The sequence below is a fragment of the Terriglobia bacterium genome (assembly GCA_020072815.1).
Taxonomy (GTDB): Bacteria; Acidobacteriota; Terriglobia; order Terriglobales; family Acidobacteriaceae; genus Angelobacter.
Genome location: JAIQGE010000008.1, coordinates 98,819 through 119,497, shown reverse-complemented (window position 1 = coordinate 119,497; position 20,679 = coordinate 98,819). Strand labels below are relative to the sequence as shown.

At 58.2% G+C, this 20,679-nt stretch carries 22 protein-coding genes; 2 read left to right on the top strand and 20 right to left on the bottom strand.

Annotated features, from left to right (window positions below; all coding sequences use genetic code 11):
• Positions 1–50: 50 nt before the first annotated feature.
• Entirely contained in the window at positions 51–545 is a 495-nt protein-coding gene (locus LAO20_12150; protein ID MBZ5532175.1) for a hypothetical protein, read from the top strand.
• A 24-nt stretch (positions 546–569) separates the two neighbouring features.
• Here LAO20_12150 and LAO20_12145 read toward each other — a convergent pair whose 3' ends face one another.
• The 18 genes from LAO20_12145 to folD form a co-directional block, all read right to left on the bottom strand.
• A complete protein-coding gene (locus LAO20_12145; GenBank protein ID MBZ5532174.1) occupies positions 570–1,802 on the bottom strand; it encodes a D-alanine--D-alanine ligase in 1,233 nt (410 codons plus the stop codon).
• 67 nt (positions 1,803–1,869) lie between these two features.
• Positions 1,870–2,451 carry a DUF2569 family protein gene (locus tag LAO20_12140; protein MBZ5532173.1) on the bottom strand — a complete coding sequence of 194 codons (582 nt, stop codon included), beginning with the start codon at positions 2,449–2,451 and terminating at the stop codon, positions 1,870–1,872.
• A gap of 15 nt (positions 2,452–2,466) precedes the next feature.
• The gene (locus LAO20_12135; GenBank protein MBZ5532172.1) at positions 2,467–3,084 is read right to left on the bottom strand and encodes a hypothetical protein; all 618 of its coding nucleotides are present in this window, start codon (positions 3,082–3,084) and stop codon (positions 2,467–2,469) included.
• A gap of 91 nt (positions 3,085–3,175) precedes the next feature.
• The gene (locus LAO20_12130) at positions 3,176–3,730 is read right to left on the bottom strand and encodes a hypothetical protein (GenBank protein ID MBZ5532171.1); all 555 of its coding nucleotides are present in this window, start codon (positions 3,728–3,730) and stop codon (positions 3,176–3,178) included.
• 155 nt (positions 3,731–3,885) lie between these two features.
• Complete coding sequence (rocF, locus tag LAO20_12125) at positions 3,886–4,857, bottom strand: arginase (GenBank protein MBZ5532170.1); 972 nt, start codon at positions 4,855–4,857, stop codon at positions 3,886–3,888.
• Positions 4,858–4,899: 42 nt separating this feature from the next.
• Positions 4,900–6,234: an asparagine--tRNA ligase gene (gene asnS / locus LAO20_12120; GenBank protein MBZ5532169.1), complete on the bottom strand. Its 1,335-nt coding sequence runs from the start codon at positions 6,232–6,234 to the stop codon at positions 4,900–4,902.
• 206 nt (positions 6,235–6,440) lie between these two features.
• The gene (locus LAO20_12115; protein MBZ5532168.1) at positions 6,441–7,271 is read right to left on the bottom strand and encodes a sugar phosphate isomerase/epimerase; all 831 of its coding nucleotides are present in this window, start codon (positions 7,269–7,271) and stop codon (positions 6,441–6,443) included.
• A complete protein-coding gene (ggt, locus tag LAO20_12110) occupies positions 7,271–9,007 on the bottom strand; it encodes a gamma-glutamyltransferase (protein MBZ5532167.1) in 1,737 nt (578 codons plus the stop codon). The genes LAO20_12115 and ggt overlap by 1 nt, the downstream gene beginning before the upstream one ends.
• 343 nt (positions 9,008–9,350) lie before the next feature.
• Positions 9,351–9,728, bottom strand: a complete 378-nt coding sequence (locus LAO20_12105) for a hypothetical protein (GenBank protein MBZ5532166.1) — start codon at positions 9,726–9,728, stop codon at positions 9,351–9,353.
• A 239-nt stretch (positions 9,729–9,967) separates the two neighbouring features.
• A complete protein-coding gene (locus tag LAO20_12100; protein ID MBZ5532165.1) occupies positions 9,968–11,038 on the bottom strand; it encodes a GNAT family N-acetyltransferase in 1,071 nt (356 codons plus the stop codon).
• A gap of 2 nt (positions 11,039–11,040) precedes the next feature.
• The gene (locus tag LAO20_12095; protein ID MBZ5532164.1) at positions 11,041–11,604 is read right to left on the bottom strand and encodes a hypothetical protein; all 564 of its coding nucleotides are present in this window, start codon (positions 11,602–11,604) and stop codon (positions 11,041–11,043) included.
• Between the two features lie 588 nt (positions 11,605–12,192).
• Entirely contained in the window at positions 12,193–13,965 is a 1,773-nt protein-coding gene (locus LAO20_12090) for a DEAD/DEAH box helicase (GenBank protein ID MBZ5532163.1), read from the bottom strand.
• Positions 13,952–14,434 (bottom strand): hypothetical protein, encoded by a 483-nt coding sequence (locus LAO20_12085; protein MBZ5532162.1) that lies wholly within the window; start codon positions 14,432–14,434, stop codon positions 13,952–13,954. Before LAO20_12085 ends, LAO20_12090 begins: the two co-directional genes overlap by 14 nt.
• Positions 14,435–15,253: a DUF1837 domain-containing protein gene (locus tag LAO20_12080; GenBank protein ID MBZ5532161.1), complete on the bottom strand. Its 819-nt coding sequence runs from the start codon at positions 15,251–15,253 to the stop codon at positions 14,435–14,437.
• A gap of 202 nt (positions 15,254–15,455) precedes the next feature.
• Positions 15,456–15,947: a GAF domain-containing protein gene (locus LAO20_12075; GenBank protein ID MBZ5532160.1), complete on the bottom strand. Its 492-nt coding sequence runs from the start codon at positions 15,945–15,947 to the stop codon at positions 15,456–15,458.
• A gap of 102 nt (positions 15,948–16,049) precedes the next feature.
• Positions 16,050–17,189 carry a trypsin-like peptidase domain-containing protein gene (locus LAO20_12070; GenBank protein MBZ5532159.1) on the bottom strand — a complete coding sequence of 380 codons (1,140 nt, stop codon included), beginning with the start codon at positions 17,187–17,189 and terminating at the stop codon, positions 16,050–16,052.
• A gap of 35 nt (positions 17,190–17,224) precedes the next feature.
• On the bottom strand, positions 17,225–17,857 hold the full coding sequence (coaE, locus tag LAO20_12065; GenBank protein ID MBZ5532158.1) for a dephospho-CoA kinase: 633 nt from the start codon (positions 17,855–17,857) through the stop codon (positions 17,225–17,227).
• Positions 17,858–17,861: 4 nt separating this feature from the next.
• Complete coding sequence (gene folD, locus LAO20_12060) at positions 17,862–18,794, bottom strand: bifunctional methylenetetrahydrofolate dehydrogenase/methenyltetrahydrofolate cyclohydrolase FolD (GenBank protein MBZ5532157.1); 933 nt, start codon at positions 18,792–18,794, stop codon at positions 17,862–17,864.
• Positions 18,795–19,087: 293 nt separating this feature from the next.
• Between folD and LAO20_12055 the strand changes: the two genes are divergently transcribed.
• Positions 19,088–19,252 carry a Trm112 family protein gene (locus tag LAO20_12055; GenBank protein MBZ5532156.1) on the top strand — a complete coding sequence of 55 codons (165 nt, stop codon included), beginning with the start codon at positions 19,088–19,090 and terminating at the stop codon, positions 19,250–19,252.
• 91 nt (positions 19,253–19,343) lie between these two features.
• On the opposite strand, the gene galU is transcribed toward LAO20_12055, so the two are convergent.
• On the bottom strand, positions 19,344–20,237 hold the full coding sequence (gene galU / locus LAO20_12050) for a UTP--glucose-1-phosphate uridylyltransferase GalU (GenBank protein MBZ5532155.1): 894 nt from the start codon (positions 20,235–20,237) through the stop codon (positions 19,344–19,346).
• A 207-nt stretch (positions 20,238–20,444) separates the two neighbouring features.
• Positions 20,445–20,675 (bottom strand): hypothetical protein, encoded by a 231-nt coding sequence (locus LAO20_12045; GenBank protein ID MBZ5532154.1) that lies wholly within the window; start codon positions 20,673–20,675, stop codon positions 20,445–20,447.
• Between the last annotated feature and the right edge of the window lie 4 nt (positions 20,676–20,679).

Sequence of the window (20,679 nt, the reverse complement as noted above, 5' to 3'; positions counted from 1 at the left end):
CTGGCCCTGAACCATGCCCCAGTCATGAGGGTCCACCGAGAGACAAGGGAATGGATGAGGCAAGTCTGCATCTTATCAACAACAGGAGAACTCCCTTGAATACAACCAGGGTCCCTCTCTGGATCATGTCTCGGGCGGCTTGTCTGGCGGCTATTCTCTGCATCGCAACCGTTTCAGCAATCCCGCAAACCAAGCCCTCGGGCCAGAGCGATTTTGATGCCTTTTACGCCCACTTCCGCGCTGTCGTAAAACAGCGCGACCCGGCGGCGCTCAAGCAGACGATGTCCCCGAAATTTCAATGGGCGCTCGACGGATTGATTGACCGCGATACGGCATTAAAAAACATCAGCACCATCATCGGCTGGCCGAATTTCTGGCAGTCGGCGGTAAACGCTACAGTCGCTAACGCAGCTCCGTGCAAGAAACCCTATTGCATGGGGCGTCCTGGGTTTCACGCGTCGGCGAAATCTCCTTTTCCGCTGGAGATGATGTTTGAGAAGGACTCCGCAGGGAAGTGGCATTGGTCAGCCGTGCTTGGGGACTAGCCACGGATAAGAATGAAATTCACGTCAAGCCTTGCTGTACCGGTTCTTCTTCTTTTCCTCAAACCGCTCAAATGCCAGCTGGATCAGGCGGTCAATCAGGTCCGGGTACTCCAGGCCGGACGCCGCCCACAGCTTGGGATACATGCTGATGGAGGTAAACCCGGGCATTGTGTTGATCTCATTCAAATAGACTCGGCCTGATTTGGGGTCCATCAGAAAGTCCACACGGGCCAGGCCGGAGCAGTCCACTGCCTGAAAAGCACGGATGGCCATCTCCTGCGTCTGCTTCATGAGCTTCTTGCTGATGGGCGCCGGGATCAGCGGCTTGGAGCCTTCATCTACATACTTGGCGTCATAGCTGTAAAACTCGGCTCCGGGCACAATCTCACCGACGATGGAGGCCTGCGGCTCATCGTTGCCCAGGACTGAGCATTCCAGCTCGCGCGCTTTATGCTTCTTGCCGCCCACGCCTTCTTCAATAACGATCTTGCGATCGTAGCGCGCCGCTTCGTCCATGGCCGGCGCAAGCTCCTTGCGGTCGTGTACTTTGGAAATGCCCACCGATGACCCCAGGTTAGCGGGTTTGACGAACACGGGATACTTCAGCTTCTTTTCGATTTCTTTAATGACTTTCTTCGGCTCTTTCTCCCACTGCGCGCGCAGCACCGTGACGTGCTTGACGATCGCCAGTCCGGCGGCGGCGAAGAGTTTCTTCATCACGTCCTTGTCCATGCCGGCGGCAGAGCCGAGCACCCCTGCGCCGACGTAGGGAATGTCAGCCAGTTCGAGCAGGCCCTGGATGGTGCCGTCTTCGCCGAAGGTGCCGTGCATCACGGGGAAGATCACATCCACCTGGATGCCCTGTTCTTCTCTTGTGACACCGCCCTTGGCTGCGCTTTCGAAGGGAAACAGCCCGTGGGCTTGCGGCGAGGGCGGCACGATCACGGCTTCGCCTCTGGCCAGCAGAGCGGCGGACGTTGTGGCTTCCGGGTCGCCGGCGCGGAGGTGGCGTGAGTAGGCTTCCGGATGCTCGCCGGGCTTCTCGCCACGCGGCGCTTCTCCGCGCAACGTTTCTCCGCGCAACAGCAGCTCCGCGTGTGCCGGAGCCAGCCAGCGGCCTTCCTTGGTGATGCCGATCGGCACCACGTCATATTTATCTTTATTGATTGCGTTGAGAACGGAGGCCGCAGACAGCAACGAAACCTCATGTTCGCCGCTGCGGCCGCCAAAAAGGACACCAACCCTGGTTTTGCTCATCAGGAACTAATGTAAATATTCACCGCCAAGGACGCAAAGAGGGCGAAGGAACCTGTCCCGATATGCGCTAGAGATTTCGGCCGTAGGTGTTCCGCACGCGTACGGATTTGAGGAAATAAGAAGCCCATATCAACACGTAAGCCGTCAGCTGCATAACAGGCGCCGCGGACTCAGAAATAGCTACAGGGTTTGCTCCACGTAAACCCGCTAGCACAACAAACAGAATCGCAATGAGGATTGAGAAGCTCAGAATGGCAAAGTAGATGCGGAGCAGGAACATCGCAACAGGATGGCCCATCCAGAGAAAGATTCCCACCACGATGCCGTAGGCCGCGCGGGCCACGTAAATTAGGGTACCTGTGCTGGTTTGCAGGCCGCGCCGCCGGATCAATGCGGCTGATTGGCTAAAGATTGCGACGGGACTGAGAATAGTGATGGTTATGCAGAAGAACAGCAGCCAGCCGCCAACGCCGATGGGGCCTCCGCCGAATGCAACCCTGGCGCGGGGTTGGACCTGGGGGCTTGCGTGCGGAGCTGCGAGCGGATCGCTGGGGGAGGAAGGCGGGAGATGCAGGACCGCCTCACGTCCGCAAAGCGGGCAAAGTTCAGAAGCGTCCGGAATCTGTTGTCCGCAGCGCGCGCAGAACATGATTAACTCGTGGAGCTATGGATCCAAGCGCGGCACAGTGCGGCCCCACAAATTGCGCCCAAAGGTGGCGCGCACGCGCTCCGACTTGTGAAAGTAAGTGCCCCAGATCAGCACGAATATCAACGACCGAAAACTTGCGACGAACGCGACCATAGAATTCCCATCCACCGTTGAGCCGGGTTCGGCTTTCACACCTTGCATCTCAACAACCGCTCCAACCACGCCCAGGACCGCAATGATCGCCATGAAGATAAAGTAGGCCCTCAGCAGGGGTATGGCCAGGCGTTGTGCGCTCCATACAATGAGTCCCACGACGAGTCCAAACACCGCAACCACCACCACCACAAGATTTTCCGTGGAGAACAAATCGTCTAAGGCCAGTTCTCTTACCGCTCCCAGCGGGGTCAGAATAGTGATGACTACGCAGAAGAACAAGAGCCATCCACCAACGCCCTTCAGTTTAGGATCAATGGGCCGCTGCTCCACCAGCGCGCTCACCGGAGCCGTGACCGGCGCGATCGCCTCATGCTGGTCCGGATTGGGAGGCGGGAGGTTTATGCTCGCGGGCTGACCGCAAAGCGGGCAAAGTTCAGAAGCGTCAGGAATCTGTTGTCCGCATCGCCCGCAGAACATGGATTACCTCAGTGACGTATGGTGCAAGACCGCCGCATTCTACCAGCGCAGGCGCAGTGATTTCAGCTCAATTTGTGAAACGGAAGAGCCGTTACGACGAGCTGTCGTCCCCGGAATCAGGGTTCTTGCAGGGTTGTTTAGTGGCTTCTTTCACGAAGTCGGCCAGCTTGCCTTCGCGCTGCCGGGCGGAGAGGTCTTCAAGGACCCGCGACTGGGCCTCCGGGTCGCTGCGCAGAATGGCCCGGTACGCCTTGACCGCGCCTTCGGCCCCGGCGGTGTTGGTGGCTGCTGCGTCCTTCGCCTTGTCGGGATGCTCGATCATGAACACCGCCATGGAGAAGGAATACTGCCCGTTGACTTCCGCAATGTAGCGGTACTGGGAGTTGGCGAAGCCCTTGAGGATTTCAGTGGTGTAGCAGGCGTCCACGGTGATGTCCGGGATGGCGATGAGCCAGCGTAACGCCCAGTCGCGCTCTTTGCGCAGTGCGGGATCCAATGGCGACTCTTCCATCTTGTGGGCGATGGCCACGAAACGTTTGCGCTCTTCCGCGGTGGAGGGACCGCGCGTGGGCGGGGCCTGCGTTTGGGCAAAGCCAGCCAGGGTCGCGACCAGAAGCAAGAGACCGGCGGTCAAAGTTTTGCGCATCGTGTTGCTCCCCAGGCTCAACTATCAAGACTTTAACATAGGCGGCGCGCAAGCCTCTTGCGGCGCTGGGAGACGTAGCGGTGCTACGTCTCTACGTCCAGGTTTTTGTCGTGCTATCCGCGTTCATCCGCGTAAATCCGCGGTAAAAACTTCCGCTACAGGATCTTCTTCCCAAACGCTGACAGCGCCAGTTCCACAGCCAGGTCAGCGGTACGGTTGTGTTCGTCAATCACCGGGTTGACCTCCACGATTTCAAAGCTGACCATGCGGCCGTGGTCGGCGATGATCTCCATGGCCAGGTGGGCCTCGCGATAACTGGCGCCGCCGCGCACCGGAGTGCCCACGCCCGGCGCGTCTTCCGGATCAATCCAGTCCATGTCCAGCGACACGTGATATCCGGCGGTGCCGCGTCCGGCCACGCGCAGGGCTTCTTCGGTAATGGTGCGCATGCCGCGTTCGTCAATATCGCGCATGGTATAGACTTCCACGCCGGTCTTCTTGATATTTTCTTTCTCGCGGGCGTCAATGTCGCGCACGCCGATCAGCACGCAATTCTCCGGCTGGACTTTGGGAGAGAACCCGCAGATGTTGCTCAAATCGCCGGGGCCCAGCCCGAGAATCGCCGCCAGCGGCATGCCGTGGACGTTGCCGCTGGGCGAGGTCTCCGGGGTGTTGATGTCGGCGTGGGCGTCAATCCAGATCAGGCCGATCTTCTGGTTCTGGCGGCGGTAAAACTCCGCCACGCCGGCCACCGTGCCCGCGGCCATGGAGTGGTCGCCACCCAGGCTGAGAGGGAATTTCCCCGTTTCCAAAGTCTTGGCCACCATGTCCGCATGTTTGGTACAGGTAGCGGTGATTTCTTTCAGATATTTGGCGTGGGGATCGCCTTCTTTCTTCTGCTCGGCGATGGCCACGGCCACATTGCCGCCATCTTCAACAATGTGGCCCAGGGCTTCCAGACGCGCTTCCAGTCCGGCGACGCGAACCGCGGAAGGGCCCATGTCCACGCCGCGGCGGGAGGCGCCCAGGTCCAGCGGCACGCCTAAAATGCGGATCTTCTTGGGAGCAATATTGTCCCCGACCACGGGCCTGGCGGTCTCAGTCTTGTTGGCGGTTGGCGTTGTCATTTCCGGCATAAATTTGTCGCTTCGTGCTAAAGGATAAAGTGTTTAGGGATAAATTCGCGTCAGCGTACGGGCGAAAGGAATTGTCTCGCGCACGTGCTCCAGTCCGCAGATCCATGCGACGGCGCGCTCAATGCCCATGCCAAATCCGGAGTGCGGCACGCCGCCGTACTTGCGCAAGTCCAGATACCACTTGAAGGATTCTTCCGGCAGATTGTGTTCCTGAATCCGCTTGCGCAAGAGCTCGTAGTCGCCAATGCGTTGCGAGCCGCCGATGATCTCGCCGTAACCTTCCGGCGCCAGCACGTCCACGCACAACGCAAGCTCAGGACGCTGCGGATCGGGCTCCATGTAAAACGCTTTTACCTGTGTGGGGTAGCGATGCACCATCACCGGCTTATCAAATTGCGAAGACAAGTAAGTTTCGTCAGGCGAGCCGAAATCTCCACCCCACTCGAACTTGTGCTCCACCAGGCCTTTGGCGTGGCCTTCCTGCAGCATTTTCACGGCTTCGTCATAGGTGATGCGGGGGAAAGGCGGCTTGATGTTTTCCAGCTTCGCCGGGTCGCGGCCAACGGTCTTCAAATCGTCCGGGCGATGGGCGAGCACGCTCTGCACCAGATGGCTGATGAAGTTTTCCGCCAGCTCCATCAGGTCATGCAGTTCGAAGTAGGCGACTTCCGGTTCCACCATCCAGAACTCGGTCAGGTGGCGGCGCGTCTTGGATTTTTCCGCGCGGAACGTCGGACCAAACGAGTACACCTTGCCCAGCGCCATGGCCGTGGCTTCAATGTAGAGCTGGCCGGATTGGGTGAGGAACGCGTCTTCCTCAAAATACTTCACAGGGAATAACGTCGATGTGCCTTCACACGCGGCCGGCGTGAGGATGGGCGGGTCAGTCAGGGTGTAACCGCGGTCGTCAAAGTACCCGCGCGCGGCGCGTATGATTTCCGCGCGAATGCGGAGAATAGCGGCCTGCCGGGGCGTCCGAATCCAGAGATGGCGGTTTTCCATCAGGAAATCAATACCGTGCTCTTTGCGCGCGATGGGAAACGGATCGTCTTCCGGAACGCGCTGGATAACCTTCACGCCGATGACGTCAAGCTCGAAGCCGCCGGGGGCGCGCTTATCGGCGCGCACTTTGCCGGTGACGATCACGCTGGATTCGTCGGTCAGGGCATGCAGCGTGTCAAAAACTTCCGGCGCAACCTGGTTCTTGGGGACCACGCCCTGGACCACTCCGGTGCCGTCACGGAAGATGGGAAAGATGAGCTTGCCGCTTTCACGCTTGTTGTACAGCCAGCCGCGCAGAGTGACGGTCTGGCCGTCATGCTTGCCCAGTTCGGCGATGGTGGTGACGGGTGCTTGTGTGGTTTCCATTTTTCGTCTCTGGTCTTGATTCGTAAGCGTCGTCATCCCGACGGCCGTGAAGCGAGGGCGCGATGTCATCAGCGTCCGAGCAGGCCGGAGGGACCTTGCGTTGCCACGATCGCAGTGGAACAACCACAAGGTCCTTCGTCCCTATTCGGGTGCTGGCGACGGCGCACCCTCATTTACGGGACTCAGGATCACGTTCACCAAATACTTCATTCTGCGGCTACTGCGGCTGCTTCCAGCTTCTTGTAGGCTTCCGCCATCTTTTTGGCGACGTCCACGCCGTCTTCGCCTTCAATTTCCATCACCAATGCCGGAGACAGCGGCGCGGCCTGCAGCGCCTGCATGGTATTGGCCCAGTCAATGTTGCCTTCGCCCGGCCACAGATGGGCGTCACGGTCACGCTTGTTGTCATGCACGTGCGTGGAGTGGATGCGAGCTTCCAGCAGGTCCCATGCCTGGTGCACCGTGGACATCATGTGCGCGTGCCCGGTGTCAAAACAAATTCCCAGGTCAGGATAATGCAGCGCCAGCAGCAACTCTTTCAGCTTTTCCGGCGTGGCCAGGTCGTTGGGGGTGTTTTCCAGCAGCAGCGTCACGCCCAACTGGCGGCAAAATACGCGCAAGTGCTCAATGGAGCTGAGCGCGGCTTCGAATTTGCGGGGATCGTCGTATTCGTCGGTCTTGCCGATGTGCTGGACCAAAAACCTGAACGGCAGGTATTCGGCGACTTCCACCGCGCGCTTGATTTCGTCCATGGCTTCCACGCGGTTGGGCTTTTCCAGGTCGGCGATGTTCAGCGGAGGCGCGCCGGAACGGAAATCATTGCTGAGGTAAATGGGCGAGTGCATGGAGTTCAGCGCCACGCCTTCGGTCTTGAACCATTCCGCCAGTTCCTTGATGTGTTCTTTTTCGTGGTAGTTGAAATGGCCGCGCGCGGCAAAGATCTCCACCGCTTGTGCGCCGCCGCGCTTGAACGTGTCCAGCAGGCCGGGATGCAGCCGCTTCTTGATGTAAACGTAACTCGACATGGCACGCAGCATCAGAAGCCAACCGCCTTTCCGCCATTGCGACCGTCAGGCGCGCCCAGCAGGTCGCCGGATTTGGGATCAACGGCGATGCATTCGCCGTCACTCCAGTAGCCTTCCAATTTGATTTTGTGTCCGCGGGATTCCAGCATCCTGAGCGTGTCCGGCGAAATGCCGTTTCTCTCCAGCACGATTGCGTCGGGCATCCACTGATGATGGAAGCGCGGCGCGTTCACCGCCTGCTGAATGTCCAGGCCAAAGTCCGCTACGCCCATCAGGATGTTGGCCACCGTGCTGATGATGCGCGGCCCGCCGGGCGAGCCCAGCACCAGAAAGAGTTTGCCGTCCTTGAGGACGATGGTCGGGGCCATGGCGGAGAGCGGGCGTTTGCCCGGAGCGATGGCGTTGGCTTCGCCCTGAATCAGCCCGTAGCCGTTGGGCACGCCGGGCTTGGAGGTGAAGTCGTCCATTTCGTCGTTGAGCAGGAAGCCGAGTTTGCCGGCGGTGACCGCCGAGCCAAAACCGTCATTCAGCGTGGTGGTCACCGCCACGGCGTTGCCTTGCTGGTCAACCACGGAGTAGTGCGTGGTGTTCTGCTTTTCCGCGCCGGCGTAAGGAGCATGCTGCGCCGCCTGGCGGTCAAGCTCGCCGAAGATAGCAGGCCGGCGTAGCGCGCTGCTCTCGCTTGCGTGGGCCATGTCCAGCGACTCGCGCCAGGCGTTGGCGTATTTCTTGTCAATCAACTGGGCCACGGGAATCTGGGCGAAGTCAGGGTCGCCCAGAAATTCTGCGCGGTCGAAAAACGCCCGGCGAAAAGCTTCTGCTGTCACGTGAATCGCGTCGGCGGAGCGGTTGCCCATCTTGCCCAGGTCGTAGGCTTCCAGGATGTTCAGCGTCTCCAGCAGCGTGACGCCGCCGGAGCTGGGCGGGGGTGCGCTAAAGATTTCGTAACCGCGATACGTCCCGTGGATCGGGCGGCGTTCTTTGACCTCGTAGTCGGCCAGGTCTTTTGCGGTGATCAGGCCGCCGCCGTGCTGGACTTCATCGGCCAGCTCGCGGGCCAGCGCGCCTTTGTAGAAGTCGTCCGGATGGGCGGCGATGCGCTCCAGGGTGCGCGCCAACTCAGGCTGGCGAAAAAGCTCGCCTGGTTCATAGAAGTTGCCGTCGCGCTGGAAGATGCGTTTGGAGTCCGCAAAGTGCGCCAGCTCGCGGTTATGCATGGACTGCGCCTCTTCCCAGGTGAGGCGAACGCCGTCGCGCGCCAGGCGGATGGCGGGTTCCATCACGGTCTTGAGCGGCAGCTTGCCCCAACGGGACTGCGCGTACACCAGTCCACCAACCGAGCCAGGCACGCCGATGGATTTGTATCCCACCAGGCTGACGTTGGGGATCACGTTGCCTTGCGCGTCCAGGTACATGTCGCGCGTGGCGGCCTGGGGCGCTTTCTCGCGATAGTCCAGGAAGTGGACTTCCCCTGAGGCCATGCGGACCAGCATGAAGCCCCCGCCGCCGATGTTGCCCGCCGCAGGGTGGACCACGGCCAGCGCAAAGCCCGTAGCGACGGCCGCATCCACCGCGTTGCCGCCGCGGAGCATGATGTCCGCCCCGACCTTGCTGGCTTCCTCATGCACGCTGACGACGATCGCCTTTTTGGCGTGGACGGGCCGCAGTCCGTCTGCCGAGCCGGCCGATGCAGCCGCTATCCAGAGGACAAGCAGCTTAAGAATCAATGATTTACGAATAGCTTTCATGCGATTTGCAAGTAACCCGGGGAACAAGGCGGTGAGCCAACTGACGGAGGCAGATTCAGCAGGCCAACCATTGAGGCTAGCCCAGCGGGTAAGGGACAGTCAAATCGGCAGATAGGGCAAGAACTGAAACTGGCTAGCTCTAACAACCCGGCCCGGACGACTTAAATTTCAGCCAGGCATCGCCAGCTGCTACCTGGGTCATCGAGATGAAACCAAAGGGTCCCTTGCCGCCCATGGCCCTGAAGGACGAAACGAGTCAAATCCGTCATGGTCAGGACCACAGGCGCAGGAAACCCCTGATATGCATGGCAGCTCGCAATGGGCCGAGCCGTGCCTGATGTTCTTAGCCCGCCTGCTTGGCAGCGAGATCGCCAATGATGGGCAGCTTGAATTCCTGGTTGCCGTAAGCTTTGACGACGCACACGATCCAGCCGACAAAGAACCCAAGGCTAATCAGCAGGGACAGTGGGAACGTCAGGAAAAGCGTTGCCCCGTGGGTCATGGCGGCGAGGATGGCGGACAGGATCCACCAGCCGATCCAAAACACAAACCAGGCACACGCAAAGAAAACAGATTGAAAAGCGTGGAAGCGAACGAAGCGGATCTTGTTGTACGGCTCAATCAACAAGAAGATGATCCCCACAATTGTGATGTACGACAGCGCAGCCGCCAGGTTGTTTTGCATGCCGGAGCTTGACTGAGGTGTTGGCGCAGAACCCATATTTTTCGTCTCCTTCGTCCGAGTCTCGTTTAGGGGGGCAAATATTCGTGGTACAGCTTAGTCCTACTTTCGCCAGAAGGGAAGAAACTTATGTCGCGGTACCAAAAGTAAAACGAAGCTGGACGAAGACCGCAGGGTGGCTCCCGTCTTTGAGCGTGTGCCCTGAGAATCTTCAGGTAGAAAAGCCTCCCCCAGGTAAATCTTCCTGGATTATTTCCTTTTTGCGCTCTACCGGCCCCTTATTTCGAATACCCCACCTCAACATATACCCCCTTGCCCTCCGGATGACGTTTGATGCACACCACCTTGGTGTACGCCGTACGGAAGCCGGCACGCTCGGCATTGCGTTGCGACGCGGTGCCGGGCAGGGTCAGCGTGACCGCCAGATCGCAGCCCGCCTGTTGCGCCAGCCGCAGCCGCTCCTGCAGAAAGGCCCGCTGGATGCCGCGTCCGCGGAACTCCGGCAGCACCGACGCGCCCCAAAAACCCGCCATATTATATTCGCGCACCACCAGCCCGCCGGCCATGCCCACCATCTGGCCGTCGGCGAAGGCCGCCAGGTTCATGGAGTCCGGAGCGCCGGCCCAGGGCTTGAACAGCTCCTGCCACTGCTGCCATTGGTCGCCAAAGAAGACGCGCGCGGAAATTGCCGACCACTCCTGGGCTTCGCCCGGCTCGATGGAGCGGACCTCAAGCTTCGACAGTTCTCCAGCATTCTTGAGCAGATCGCTGGCCGGGACGAGCTCTTCGTCCGGCGAAATCCAGCGCGCCAGTGTCTGATTGAACTCCGCCACCTGGAACCCGCGCTCGTTGAGCGCTGCAAACAGGCTCGGATCAGCGTACGGACAAACGTCCACCTGGGCGTCGGCCTCGCGGCTGAAATAGAAGTCTTCAACGTGGGCGATGGCCTCAGGCGTAATCTTCACTTTGCAAACCGCTTCGGTTGCCTGCTGGCGCGCTGCGTTTTTCTCTGCGTCTCGGGCCGCGACGTAAGTGCTATCTTCGCCGCCCGCTTCCGACTTCCTTCCGCCCGCTCGGCCTCTGGCACCTAACCTGGCTTTGCCGCTTGTCGCTGCGCAGAACCCCATCCCGTGCGCGCGGCCGACGGGCGACATCCGCTGCACAAACACCAGATGCCCGCCTGCAAATTCCTCCCAGGCCGTCCCCCACTCCGGGTGCAGGGGCGCGACGGCCTGCGCGTAGCGCAGCGCGCCATGTTCCTCGGCGGCCTCCATGCGCCGCGCGTCGGCCGAGGAGAGGTGGCGGAAGTCAGCGCCGGATTGCCCGTACGTCAACAAAGTTGACTTCATCGTCAAAAACGCGCGGCCAGCTTTTCCGCCAGCGGACGCAGCTTGTCAATCGGCACCATGTCTTTTCGGAAGCGGGCGCCCACCTCCACCGCCGCCACCGCGTCGCCCTTGATCACCGAGCAGGTGGTGTTGTAGCCGTATTGGTTCATTTTCGCCGGAGGGACCATGGTGGAGCAGGTGATGGGCCCAAAGGTCTTCACTTCCACCGTGGCGCCCATGTCCCTGGCTGCCTCCACGCCCTTGGCTGCGGCACTGGGCTCGCCCGGCTTGGTCTTGCTCTTGGACCAGCGCAGCATCACCGTGCCCTTGAGCGACTTGGCTGTGCACATCTGCGAGTCCGCCGTGGCCAGCGCGCTCTTGAACGGCGCCAGCTTGCCCGTCACCGGCTCCAGCTCAGCCGAAGTGAGCAGCTTGCAGGCCTTGTTGTCCGCCGCCTGCGTCTGCGCCTGCGTCTGCGCCGCTACGTTGACGGCTGCCATCAACAGGGCCAAGATGGACGCTTGTGCGATGCCGTTTTGCATCTTCCTCCAGAACGGTTGCCTGACGATTTGCCGTGCGTGGCTCATGGTCGCTCCTTGGTTCTTGCTTACGTACTTTACGCTCATTAACTGCCTTCCGATCACCCGATCACGCGCGATGTCGGCGATCACGATCCTCGTGTGCCGTCGCCGCCCTCGGCTGCCTCTTCCTTTGCGACCTCTGCGTCCTCTGCGGTCAATTTCGGGTTCGCTCTTCCGATCACGCGCGATGTCGGCGATCACGTGCGATTACGGCGATGTGCCCCCTCCGGGGGCACCCTTCATCCCCGGAAAATAAGGACTTAACCCCAAACATCCCCGGCGATATCCCCTCAAAACCTGCCCTCCATCCCCGGCGACGTTCGGGGATACACATATACCTCTAAGCTATTGCAATAAAATGACTTATAATACCATAGAAGGGCCAAAACTGCAATCAAAAACGCGCCCGGCAACAACCCAAAATCGTCGTAAACACAAAATATGGGGATGGCACACCTTAGACCATCCCCACATCTTGTGGTTTTCCATTGGCAGCTGTGGACCGCAGCCGCCCCCGGCTGCGTTGCATGAACCTGGGCTCTTCGCCTGCTTTCAGGACAACTCAAGAAGCCCCGGCGTAGAGACGCAACACTGCTACGTCTTGTCGCTTTCCGAACGAAAACTGTGGAGCGCAGCCGCCCTTGCAAATGTGCCATCCAGAATCTCTTCGTAGGAATTGATGAGCTTTGAAGCTCGCGCATGCAATAGGCTGACTCTTATCAAGTTCACCGCCCCTTGAACACGTCTTGATACCTGTTCTGATAATGCAGGAGACGCAAGTTCCTCCAAGTTCAGAACGCCGGTCCGCACCTCGTTGACAATTTCTTCAATGCTGTCGGCGAGTGCGCTTCGGACAGGCTGCGCTACCGTGAGCTCATCATTGAAATAGTCGCCCAAGACATATTTGATTTTGTCGAATCCAATGCTAGGTTCGAACATCAAAACTTGCCCTTCGCGATCATGCCCTGGACGCCCCGCGCGCCCCGCTAAATTCCAGAATACGCGCGGGGTCACAGGATGGTATCTTCCCGCCCTGCCGCGTTGAGGGGCCTCTCGCAGCGCAAGAGACTGAACGATAACTGTCGCAAATGGGAAATTAACACCTTCGGCGAGAGTTGTAGTGGCAAACACGAAATCGATGAGGTTTTCCCTGATCGCGGTTTCAAGCGAAAGCCGAACACGTGGTGGCAAGCCCGCGTGATGATAAGCAATTCGGTTGGCCACCAACGACCGAAGCAGTACGTCGGGATACATCTCCCTTTCGAGCCTCGAATCCAGGCGTTCGAGAGTTTCTGAAGGCTCATTTTGCTTGAGAATATTGTTTTCCTTCAGCCAATTCAAAGCAGCATCCGCGAGAATCTCGCACTCTCCTTTTCCCTTGGCGACGACAAGTACTGGGCCTGCTTTCCTCACCGCAGCTGCCAACTGAATCAACTGTCGTCTTACACCAGTCTCAGGAGAAGCTACAACTGGTAACCTGATGCCATCCGTATATTCAATGACACCTACTTTGCTCTTTCCGCCGGAATCAATTCGGTAGATTCCGGCTCGCATCCTCGTCGGTCGCCGCGTGATCTCCACGCTCTGGGCCCGAGGCCTGATCCATCTTGTTATGTCTGCAATATTTGGCGTGACAGCCGACAAGAAGACAAAGCGGCTACCGGGTCTTATCAGAGACTTGAGACGCCACAAATACATCTCCAACAAGATTCCGCGGGTGCTCGATTCCAGATGATGCGCCTCATCAACAATTACCAATGCTAGATCTTGAAATACTTCCAACCCAAGCCGGAGCAGCATGTCCGCCTTTTCAGGCGTGAGAACAAGGACAGATGCTTCATCAACCTCAGAAGCTTCCTGCTCGTCAAGCTCGACGAGGTGAGGAGTGACCGCGAGGACTCCTAATGCGAATGGCTCAAGTGACCTAGCCAAATTAGTTGTCACTTCGTGGACTAGGGCCCGACTCGGCGCAATATAAAGAACCTTGCTCGCGGGATGAATCTGGAGAGTATTAATGATCAGCAGCTGAGTTAAAAATGTTTTTCCTGTACCGGTAGGCGCTGCAAGCCCCCAACTTTCAATACTCTGATCTAGGATGCCGCCCTCCAGAGCCGCAAGTTGGGTTGGCCAAAGCTCAACTGGGAACTTGGTTTGTTGCAGGGCTTTGAACAGCTCAGGATCGACAGATTTCCTTGTAGATGAACGAGCCCTGCCTTCCATTGCCGTCTTCAAGGCACGCATTTCTGTGGCGGTGTAGCCTACGTCCCAGAACTTCGCGACCTCTGAGACGGCCTTCGAAGCCTCGGGCGTGAACTCACTTGATAAACCCTGTAGATACTCTGTAAGGAAATAACTATCTGAGCTCATACCCAGTTCTGCTAAACGGGCAAGATCTGTGGCAGCCGGGTACTGCGGGCACCAGTGGTGATTCAGAAGATAGCACGCCAAATCCTCGAGTGCGCGACAAAAAGGGTTTGATTTCTCGAGGAAGGTTATTGGTCGACGCGATTGATTGCGAAATGGCTGGCAGTCCCGCTAGCTCATAAAGCAAGATCGCCCGAAACCGCATTTTGTTGTCAAGGCCGGCCTGAAATGCCAAGGCTTCAGCAACTTCTCCCGCAGCCTTACAAACTTCTTCGCGTGCCAACTGATTCCAATCAGGAGCACTTGCAAGCACGCACTCCACAAATTGTCGGAGACGTGGTAATGCAGAATGCGAAAAGAGATGCTCTTGCTCGTCCAACCGGTATCTACTAAGGCTTTCTTGAACAAGGGCAAGGTCAGTTCGAAAGCTTGCAGACGCCATCACGCCCCGAATTTCTTCGATTGAAAACATCTAGCTCCTAGTCGTTTTCAACTTCGCATAAGCATCATCAATGGTGTTTTTTAAAGACTCAATACAGATGAGTTCCACATCGAACTCCTTTTTGTTTCGCCGGGTCGCGAGTACGTTAGCCTCATTTTCAGCGTGAGTCGCTTGATCAATCACGACAAACCCAGCGTATTTCACACGGCGGTCTGCATAGGGCAACAGGGCTGTCTTGATTCGTTGTGCCTCTGCCGGGTCGAGGATCTCGAGATTATCTCTAGCTGCGGTAATATCAAATTCGAGATCCTCCTCTCCATACTTGTTGAACGAGTCAAACAATGACGCATAACAAGATTTGTCATGACCAACCGGAAGCCCGTCAGACAAAGACTTTGCACTGGACTTGACTTCTCCAAAGACGAATTCAATTGGGACGGTTGCAGAATTGCACAGCAGAAGGTCCATTTTGAATGCGTTGGCATTCTGGGCAGTTAATAAGGATAGCTTGCTGTAGATCCTTTTAAGCCCGCCAATTTCCTCGGCAAATAGCCCAGCTAGAATCTCACCAAAGTGCGATTCCTGAAATGACTCTGCTGACGGGAGCTTAGCGAGGGTATCGCGGAACGCTGACAAGAAAAGACCAGCTTTTAAGTCTTCGATAACGCGTTCCAATCTCCTGTAAAACAACGGTGCACGATTCGCGACATAGTCAGAAAGAACGACCCCGTCTTGACGTGTCCTGAAGCTGGAGACCTGAACAATTCGGCATGCACCTGCCACAACCTGTAGCTTGGCGCGAGAAACCAACAAGCGCCGGAGTGGCGGAGATGGTGAAGGATCGGGCAAAGTGAGCTCCGCGGAGCAGTTAATTAGTTCTACTACCGAAACCCACGTATTTGCAAACTGGTTTTGCAAATGCCCCTACAGTAGAGAATCATGCTCTCCTGCGCAGAGTAGCCAAATTCTGAACACAGTATAGCGAATATAACACGATTATATGTCATAAAGACACGCAACCCGACCATCTTTCCCTTCCGCGATACCCCATTCACACCTGCACTAAATCGCTGGCCACCGTCCTGGCAAAGCACTTCGCGATGATTTTGGCGCTGGCTTCCACAAAACCGCGTTCTTCCGGACGCCTAAAGGCGGCCAAGAAGTAGCTTTCTACGTTGAACACCGCCACTGCCATGCCGCCGACCACGATCGGCACCGAGATCTGCGATTTCACCAGGTCTGATGCTTGGAGATAGCGTGGGTCGTCGGCAACATTGTCTGCCACCACCACCCAGTGCGTGGAAGCGGCCGAGCCACACAGGCCTTGATCAAAGGAAATTCTCGGGTTGGGAGTAAAGCTGCCGACGTGCGGCCCCAGCACCAGCGTGCCAGAATCAGCTTTGTTGCTCAGGTAGAATCCGACCCAGTTGTAGCGTGGAATGTGCAGGTGGATTCGTCGCGACACGTACTCCATCAGCGGCTCGGGTTTGGTGGCCGATCTGGCGAACTCCTCAAATTCTTTCAAGAGGTATTTGTGCGGCATTTGACCACACTTATAACCTCGCTGGGTGAAACACACAACGTTACTTGAAGGGTACAAAGGTAACGTTAAGTAACCTCGGCGCTTCTTGTGCAGCGACAGAAATTACGCCGCCCCATTCTTCATCTCCGCCAGCACCACTTTTACGTCCATCTTCTTTTTTCCGCGATAGATGGTCACCGTCACTTGGTCGCCGGCGTGATGGTTTTGCATGAAGTGAGAAAGCTCCTGCTGGTCGGAGACGGCCTCGCCGTCAATGGCCACGATCAGGTCGCCGCCCAGGGTGATGGGCTGGTTTCCCAGGTAGGCTTTTTCCGTGCCGCCCTTCAGGCCGCCACGCTCCGCCGCGCTGCCCGCAACCACTTGCACGATTAGCAGTCCGGAGTCCGAGGCCAGGCCCATCTCGCTGGCCAGGTCAGGGCCAATCGGAATCGTGCGTACGCCCAGCGTGGGATAGCGCGCGTGGCCCACGTGCACCAAGTCGTCCAGCACGGCCTTGGCGGTGTTGATGGGGATGGCAAAGCCGATGCCCGCGCTCTGCTCGACGCCTCCGGTGAGGATCATGGAATTGATGCCAATCACTTTGCCTTGCGAGTTCAGCAGCGGCCCGCCGGAGTTGCCGGGGTTGATGGCCGCGTCAGTCTGTATGGCTTCATCAATGAACCCGCGCTGGCCGCGCACCGAGCGGATGGAGCTGATGATGCCGCGCGTCATGGTGCCGTTCAGGCCAAACGGGTTGCCGATGGCGAACACTTTCTGCCCCACCACCAGGTCGCGCGAATCGCCAAGCTCGGCCCGGGGGACGGTGCGCACGGGAATCTGGATGATGGCCAGATCGTGCGGCGGGTCGGCGCCGATGATCTCTGCCTTGTACTTTTTCTTGTCGCTGGTGGTGACCTCCACCTGGCGCGCGTTTTCGATCACGTGGTAGTTGGTCAGGATGTGGCCGTCGCCGTCAATCACAAAGCCGGACCCCATGCCCTGCTGCGGCACCGCGCCGTAGAAAAAATCAAACGCCACGGCGGTGGACGTGATGTTCACCACCGAAGGCAACGCTTTCTTGTACACCGAGATGTTGAGCTGCTCTTCGGCGTCAAACGTGGGCGCCGCCGCCGAAGCCGTGGTCTCAACGTGCTCCGGACGCGTGACCCAAGAGGGCAGCTGGTGCGAGTCACGGCGCGTGGTGAGCAGGTAGAAAAGAGCGACAAACAATATGGCGAGAAGAACAGGACGCAGCCACTTCATGGGGTCACCTTTCAAAGGGTCATCTTTCGATTGGGTCATCGTTCAAAAGACAGGCGCTTGGCCAGGACTTTCAGTTCGGCGTAAATGCGTTCCACCTGATGGCGAGTCAGGTCGATCGGCCCGGAGTTGTCAATCACGTAGTCGGCGCGGCGGACTTTTTCAGCGTCCGTCAACTGGGCTTTGCTGCGGCGCTCCACCTCGGCGCGCGCGGCGGACTCCGGGATCCCGGCGCGCTGGGCGTAACGCACAACTTTTTGTTCCGGCTTGCAGGTCACAACAATGATCTTGTCAAAGCGCCCTTTGGCGCCGGCTTCAATGATCAGCGCGGCTTCCACCATGGTGATGGCGTACGGATCTTTCTTGCCCACCTGGTACATCCATTGCTCCTGCCGCTTGATCACCGCGGGGTGCACAATCCGGTTTAACTCTTGGACGCGCCCGTCGTCAAACGCCAGCGAGGCCAGGCGCGCGCGGTCAATCTCCGCGTCCGGCCGCAGGATGTCTTTGCCGAATTTCTCCACCAGCTCCTGGTACACCGGCTCGCCCGGACGATACAGCTCATGCGCGATGGAATCGGCCTCAATGATGTGGGCGCTCATCTCAGAAAACATCTTGCCCACGGTGGATTTGCCGCAGGCGATCCCGCCAGTGAGGCCGACGCGCACCATGAATCTACTTTGCGCCCCGGCGCATCTGGCAAGCTTTTACAGTGTTGGCCATAAGCATGGCAATGGTCATGGGCCCCACGCCGCCAGGGACGGGCGTAAACGCTCCCGCCACGCGGACGACATGAGGGTCAACGTCGCCCACCAGGACCGAGCCTTTTTCCGTGAAGGTCTTTTCACGCGCGGCGTCGCCCAAAAAGAACTTGTCGAATTCCTTGCGGTCGGTAATTTTGTTGATGCCCACGTCAATCACCGTGGCGCCGGGCTTGATGAACTCTTCGGTGACGTATCCGGCGCGGCCAATCGCGGCTACCACGATGTCCGCCTGGCGCGCGACTGCGGGAAGGTTTTTGGTCTTGGAATGGCAGACCGTAACCGTAGCATTGGCGTTGAGCAGCAGCATGGCCACCGGCTTGCCGACGATGTCACTGCGTCCGATCACCACCGCGTTCTGCCCTTCGATGGCGATATTGCTGCGCCGCAGTATTTCAATCACGCCCGCGGGTGTGCAGGGAACGAGGCCAGGACGCTGCGTGGAAAGATTGCCCACGTTCATGGGATGAAATCCGTCCACGTCTTTCTCGGGCGAGACCGCCAGCAAAACTTTCTTCGCGTCAACTTGCGGCGGCAGCGGAAGCTGGACCAGGATGCCGTCAATTTCGTCACGCTGGTTGAGCTCGTGGACCATCTGCAGCAGCTCGTCGGTGGTGACGGTGTCCGGCGGTGTGAGATGTTCGCTGAGCATCCCCAGTTGCTGGCAGGTCTTGACCTTGTTGCGGACGTAAATCTCAGAAGCCGGATTGTGTCCCGCCAGAATCACCGCCAGCCCAGGACGCCGCCCGGCGGCGATCAGCTTTTGCACTGCTTCGGTGGCTTCTGCTTTGATCTGTGCGGCGATCTTATTGCCGTCAAGGATGGTGGCCGTGGTGGTGGTGTTCATATGGGATTCAGGCCTATAGTAAACCGCTTTGGAAGCGCCGCCAAACCCGGATTTTTACCACAGAGGACACAGAGGAGCGCTTCTTCCGAAGTCCCGAACCCGCGGGTTTTGCGGGTGAGGGATCCCTATGTCCGCCAAGATCGCGGAGGGATAGCTGTTGACCGGGAGATTGTTTGGTGGTCATAGGGATCTCTCCCCGTTCGCTTTCGCCCAGGGTCGAGATTTCAGAAAGAGACCTCAGTGCTCCTCTGTGTCCTCTGTGGTAAAACTCATTGCCGGTTTAGAATCAGTGCATGATGCTCAAAGCCATCCTCGACCTGCTGGCCTGTCCCGTGGCGGAATGCCGCAAGCCGCTCACGCTGGCCGCGGACGAGAGGTCGCTGCAATGCACCGGATGTGGACGCGTCTACCCGGTGCGCGACGGGATACCGATATTGCTGGTGGAAGAAACAAAGTAGCAGTCAGCACTCAGCACTCAGCAGTCAGTCCCCGACCAACCGCCTCTGCAGCACGAGAGCGCCTCATGGCTGAATGCTGAGTGCTGATTGCTCAGCGTCCGTTCAGATCCAGCGTCTTCAAGTACTCCGCAAACTGTTTGCCCATGTCTTTGCGTTTCAGGGCAAACTCCACGGTGGCTTTCAGGAAGCCCAGTTTGTCGCCGGTGTCGTGGCGTTTGCCTTCAAAGGCGTAGCCAAAGATTTTCTCGCCGGCTTGCAGCAGGCCGCGCAGGCCGTCGGTGAGCTGGAGTTCGCCGCCCGCCCCCAGCGGAGTGTGTTCCAGGGTCTCAAAGATTTTGGGCGTGAGAATGTAGCGGCCGATAATCGCCAGATTGGAAGGAGCATCTTCCATCTTGGGTTTTTCCACCAGGTGCTTCACGTCGTAAAGCCGCCCGCCGAACTTGCTGTCAATCCTTTGCGCATCGAGCACGCCGTAAGAAGAAATAGCCGGACCGTTGACCTCCATCGCGGCAATCACTGACGACTGGGTTTCATCAAACACTTCCATCATCTGCTTGAGGACAGGTTTTTGCGCGTCAATCACGTCATCGGCCAGCAGGACGGCGAAAGGCTCGTCGCCCACCAATTCGCGGGCCATCAGCACGGCGTGTCCCAGCCCCAGTGCTTCTCTCTGGCGGACATAAGCCACGTGGATCATGTCAGAAATCTGCCGCACCACGGCCAGCAGGTCGGTTTTGCCGCGTTCTTCCAGCATTTTTTCCAGTTCGTAACTGGTGTCAAAGTGGTCTTCAATGGCGGTCTTACCGCGGCCGGTGATGATGATGATCTGGTCGCAGCCCGCGGCCAGCGCTTCTTCCACGCCGTACTGGATGATGGGCTTGTCCACCAGCGGCAGCATTTCCTTGGGCTGGGCTTTGGTGGCGGGAAGAAACCGCGTGCCCAGTCCGGCAGCGGGAAACACGGCCTTGCGAACGCGCATTTTCATCGGGAGGGTCCTCGACGCGAACTCGTAAAGATGCGGAAATTCTAAACCAAGCACTCAGCATTCAGCACTCAGCATTAAACTACACTGCCCAATGGCGTGAGTTTACGCGTGTCCAGCATGGCATCGCCTCACGTGCGCTTCTTCATGCATTGTCGCAGGGAAGCACAGGGTCAGAATGCGTCAGAGAGTGAGCGTAAGAGACTAGGTCTAGTCCGCATTTACTTCAGCATCTCTTTCAGTTCCATCCTCATCTTCCTCAATGTGTCCGCTATCTTGGTCGTTGCCGTCGCAGACTGTCGCAGTAAATGGGAAATCCAGTATTTGGTGCTCCTCCTTGTGGCAAGCCACCGGCGGCGTGGGTTTAGCGGGTTGGGTGGGCTGGATGTCTACATGGACGGTGCCGTCCGTATTCACGGTAAAATCTGAATCGTTATCCATAAAT

What these genes read in the sequence shown, in the direction of transcription:
- LAO20_12150 (MBZ5532175.1), top strand. Translation starts at nt 51, where the DNA reads ATGGATGAGGCAAGTCTGCATCTTATCAACAACAGGAGAACTCCCTTG.
- LAO20_12145 (MBZ5532174.1), bottom strand. Translation starts at nt 1,802, where the DNA reads ATGAGCAAAACCAGGGTTGGTGTCCTTTTTGGCGGCCGCAGCGGCGAA.
- LAO20_12140 (MBZ5532173.1), bottom strand. Translation starts at nt 2,451, where the DNA reads ATGTTCTGCGCGCGCTGCGGACAACAGATTCCGGACGCTTCTGAACTT.
- LAO20_12135 (MBZ5532172.1), bottom strand. Translation starts at nt 3,084, where the DNA reads ATGTTCTGCGGGCGATGCGGACAACAGATTCCTGACGCTTCTGAACTT.
- LAO20_12130 (MBZ5532171.1), bottom strand. Translation starts at nt 3,730, where the DNA reads ATGCGCAAAACTTTGACCGCCGGTCTCTTGCTTCTGGTCGCGACCCTG.
- rocF (MBZ5532170.1), bottom strand. Translation starts at nt 4,857, where the DNA reads ATGACAACGCCAACCGCCAACAAGACTGAGACCGCCAGGCCCGTGGTC.
- asnS (MBZ5532169.1), bottom strand. Translation starts at nt 6,234, where the DNA reads ATGGAAACCACACAAGCACCCGTCACCACCATCGCCGAACTGGGCAAG.
- LAO20_12115 (MBZ5532168.1), bottom strand. Translation starts at nt 7,271, where the DNA reads ATGCTGCGTGCCATGTCGAGTTACGTTTACATCAAGAAGCGGCTGCAT.
- ggt (MBZ5532167.1), bottom strand. Translation starts at nt 9,007, where the DNA reads ATGAAAGCTATTCGTAAATCATTGATTCTTAAGCTGCTTGTCCTCTGG.
- LAO20_12105 (MBZ5532166.1), bottom strand. Translation starts at nt 9,728, where the DNA reads ATGGGTTCTGCGCCAACACCTCAGTCAAGCTCCGGCATGCAAAACAAC.
- LAO20_12100 (MBZ5532165.1), bottom strand. Translation starts at nt 11,038, where the DNA reads ATGAAGTCAACTTTGTTGACGTACGGGCAATCCGGCGCTGACTTCCGC.
- LAO20_12095 (MBZ5532164.1), bottom strand. Translation starts at nt 11,604, where the DNA reads ATGAGCCACGCACGGCAAATCGTCAGGCAACCGTTCTGGAGGAAGATG.
- LAO20_12090 (MBZ5532163.1), bottom strand. Translation starts at nt 13,965, where the DNA reads ATGAGCTCAGATAGTTATTTCCTTACAGAGTATCTACAGGGTTTATCA.
- LAO20_12085 (MBZ5532162.1), bottom strand. Translation starts at nt 14,434, where the DNA reads ATGTTTTCAATCGAAGAAATTCGGGGCGTGATGGCGTCTGCAAGCTTT.
- LAO20_12075 (MBZ5532160.1), bottom strand. Translation starts at nt 15,947, where the DNA reads ATGCCGCACAAATACCTCTTGAAAGAATTTGAGGAGTTCGCCAGATCG.
- LAO20_12070 (MBZ5532159.1), bottom strand. Translation starts at nt 17,189, where the DNA reads ATGAAGTGGCTGCGTCCTGTTCTTCTCGCCATATTGTTTGTCGCTCTT.
- coaE (MBZ5532158.1), bottom strand. Translation starts at nt 17,857, where the DNA reads ATGGTGCGCGTCGGCCTCACTGGCGGGATCGCCTGCGGCAAATCCACC.
- folD (MBZ5532157.1), bottom strand. Translation starts at nt 18,794, where the DNA reads ATGAACACCACCACCACGGCCACCATCCTTGACGGCAATAAGATCGCC.
- LAO20_12055 (MBZ5532156.1), top strand. Translation starts at nt 19,088, where the DNA reads ATGATGCTCAAAGCCATCCTCGACCTGCTGGCCTGTCCCGTGGCGGAA.
- galU (MBZ5532155.1), bottom strand. Translation starts at nt 20,237, where the DNA reads ATGAAAATGCGCGTTCGCAAGGCCGTGTTTCCCGCTGCCGGACTGGGC.
- LAO20_12045 (MBZ5532154.1), bottom strand. Translation starts at nt 20,675, where the DNA reads ATGGATAACGATTCAGATTTTACCGTGAATACGGACGGCACCGTCCAT.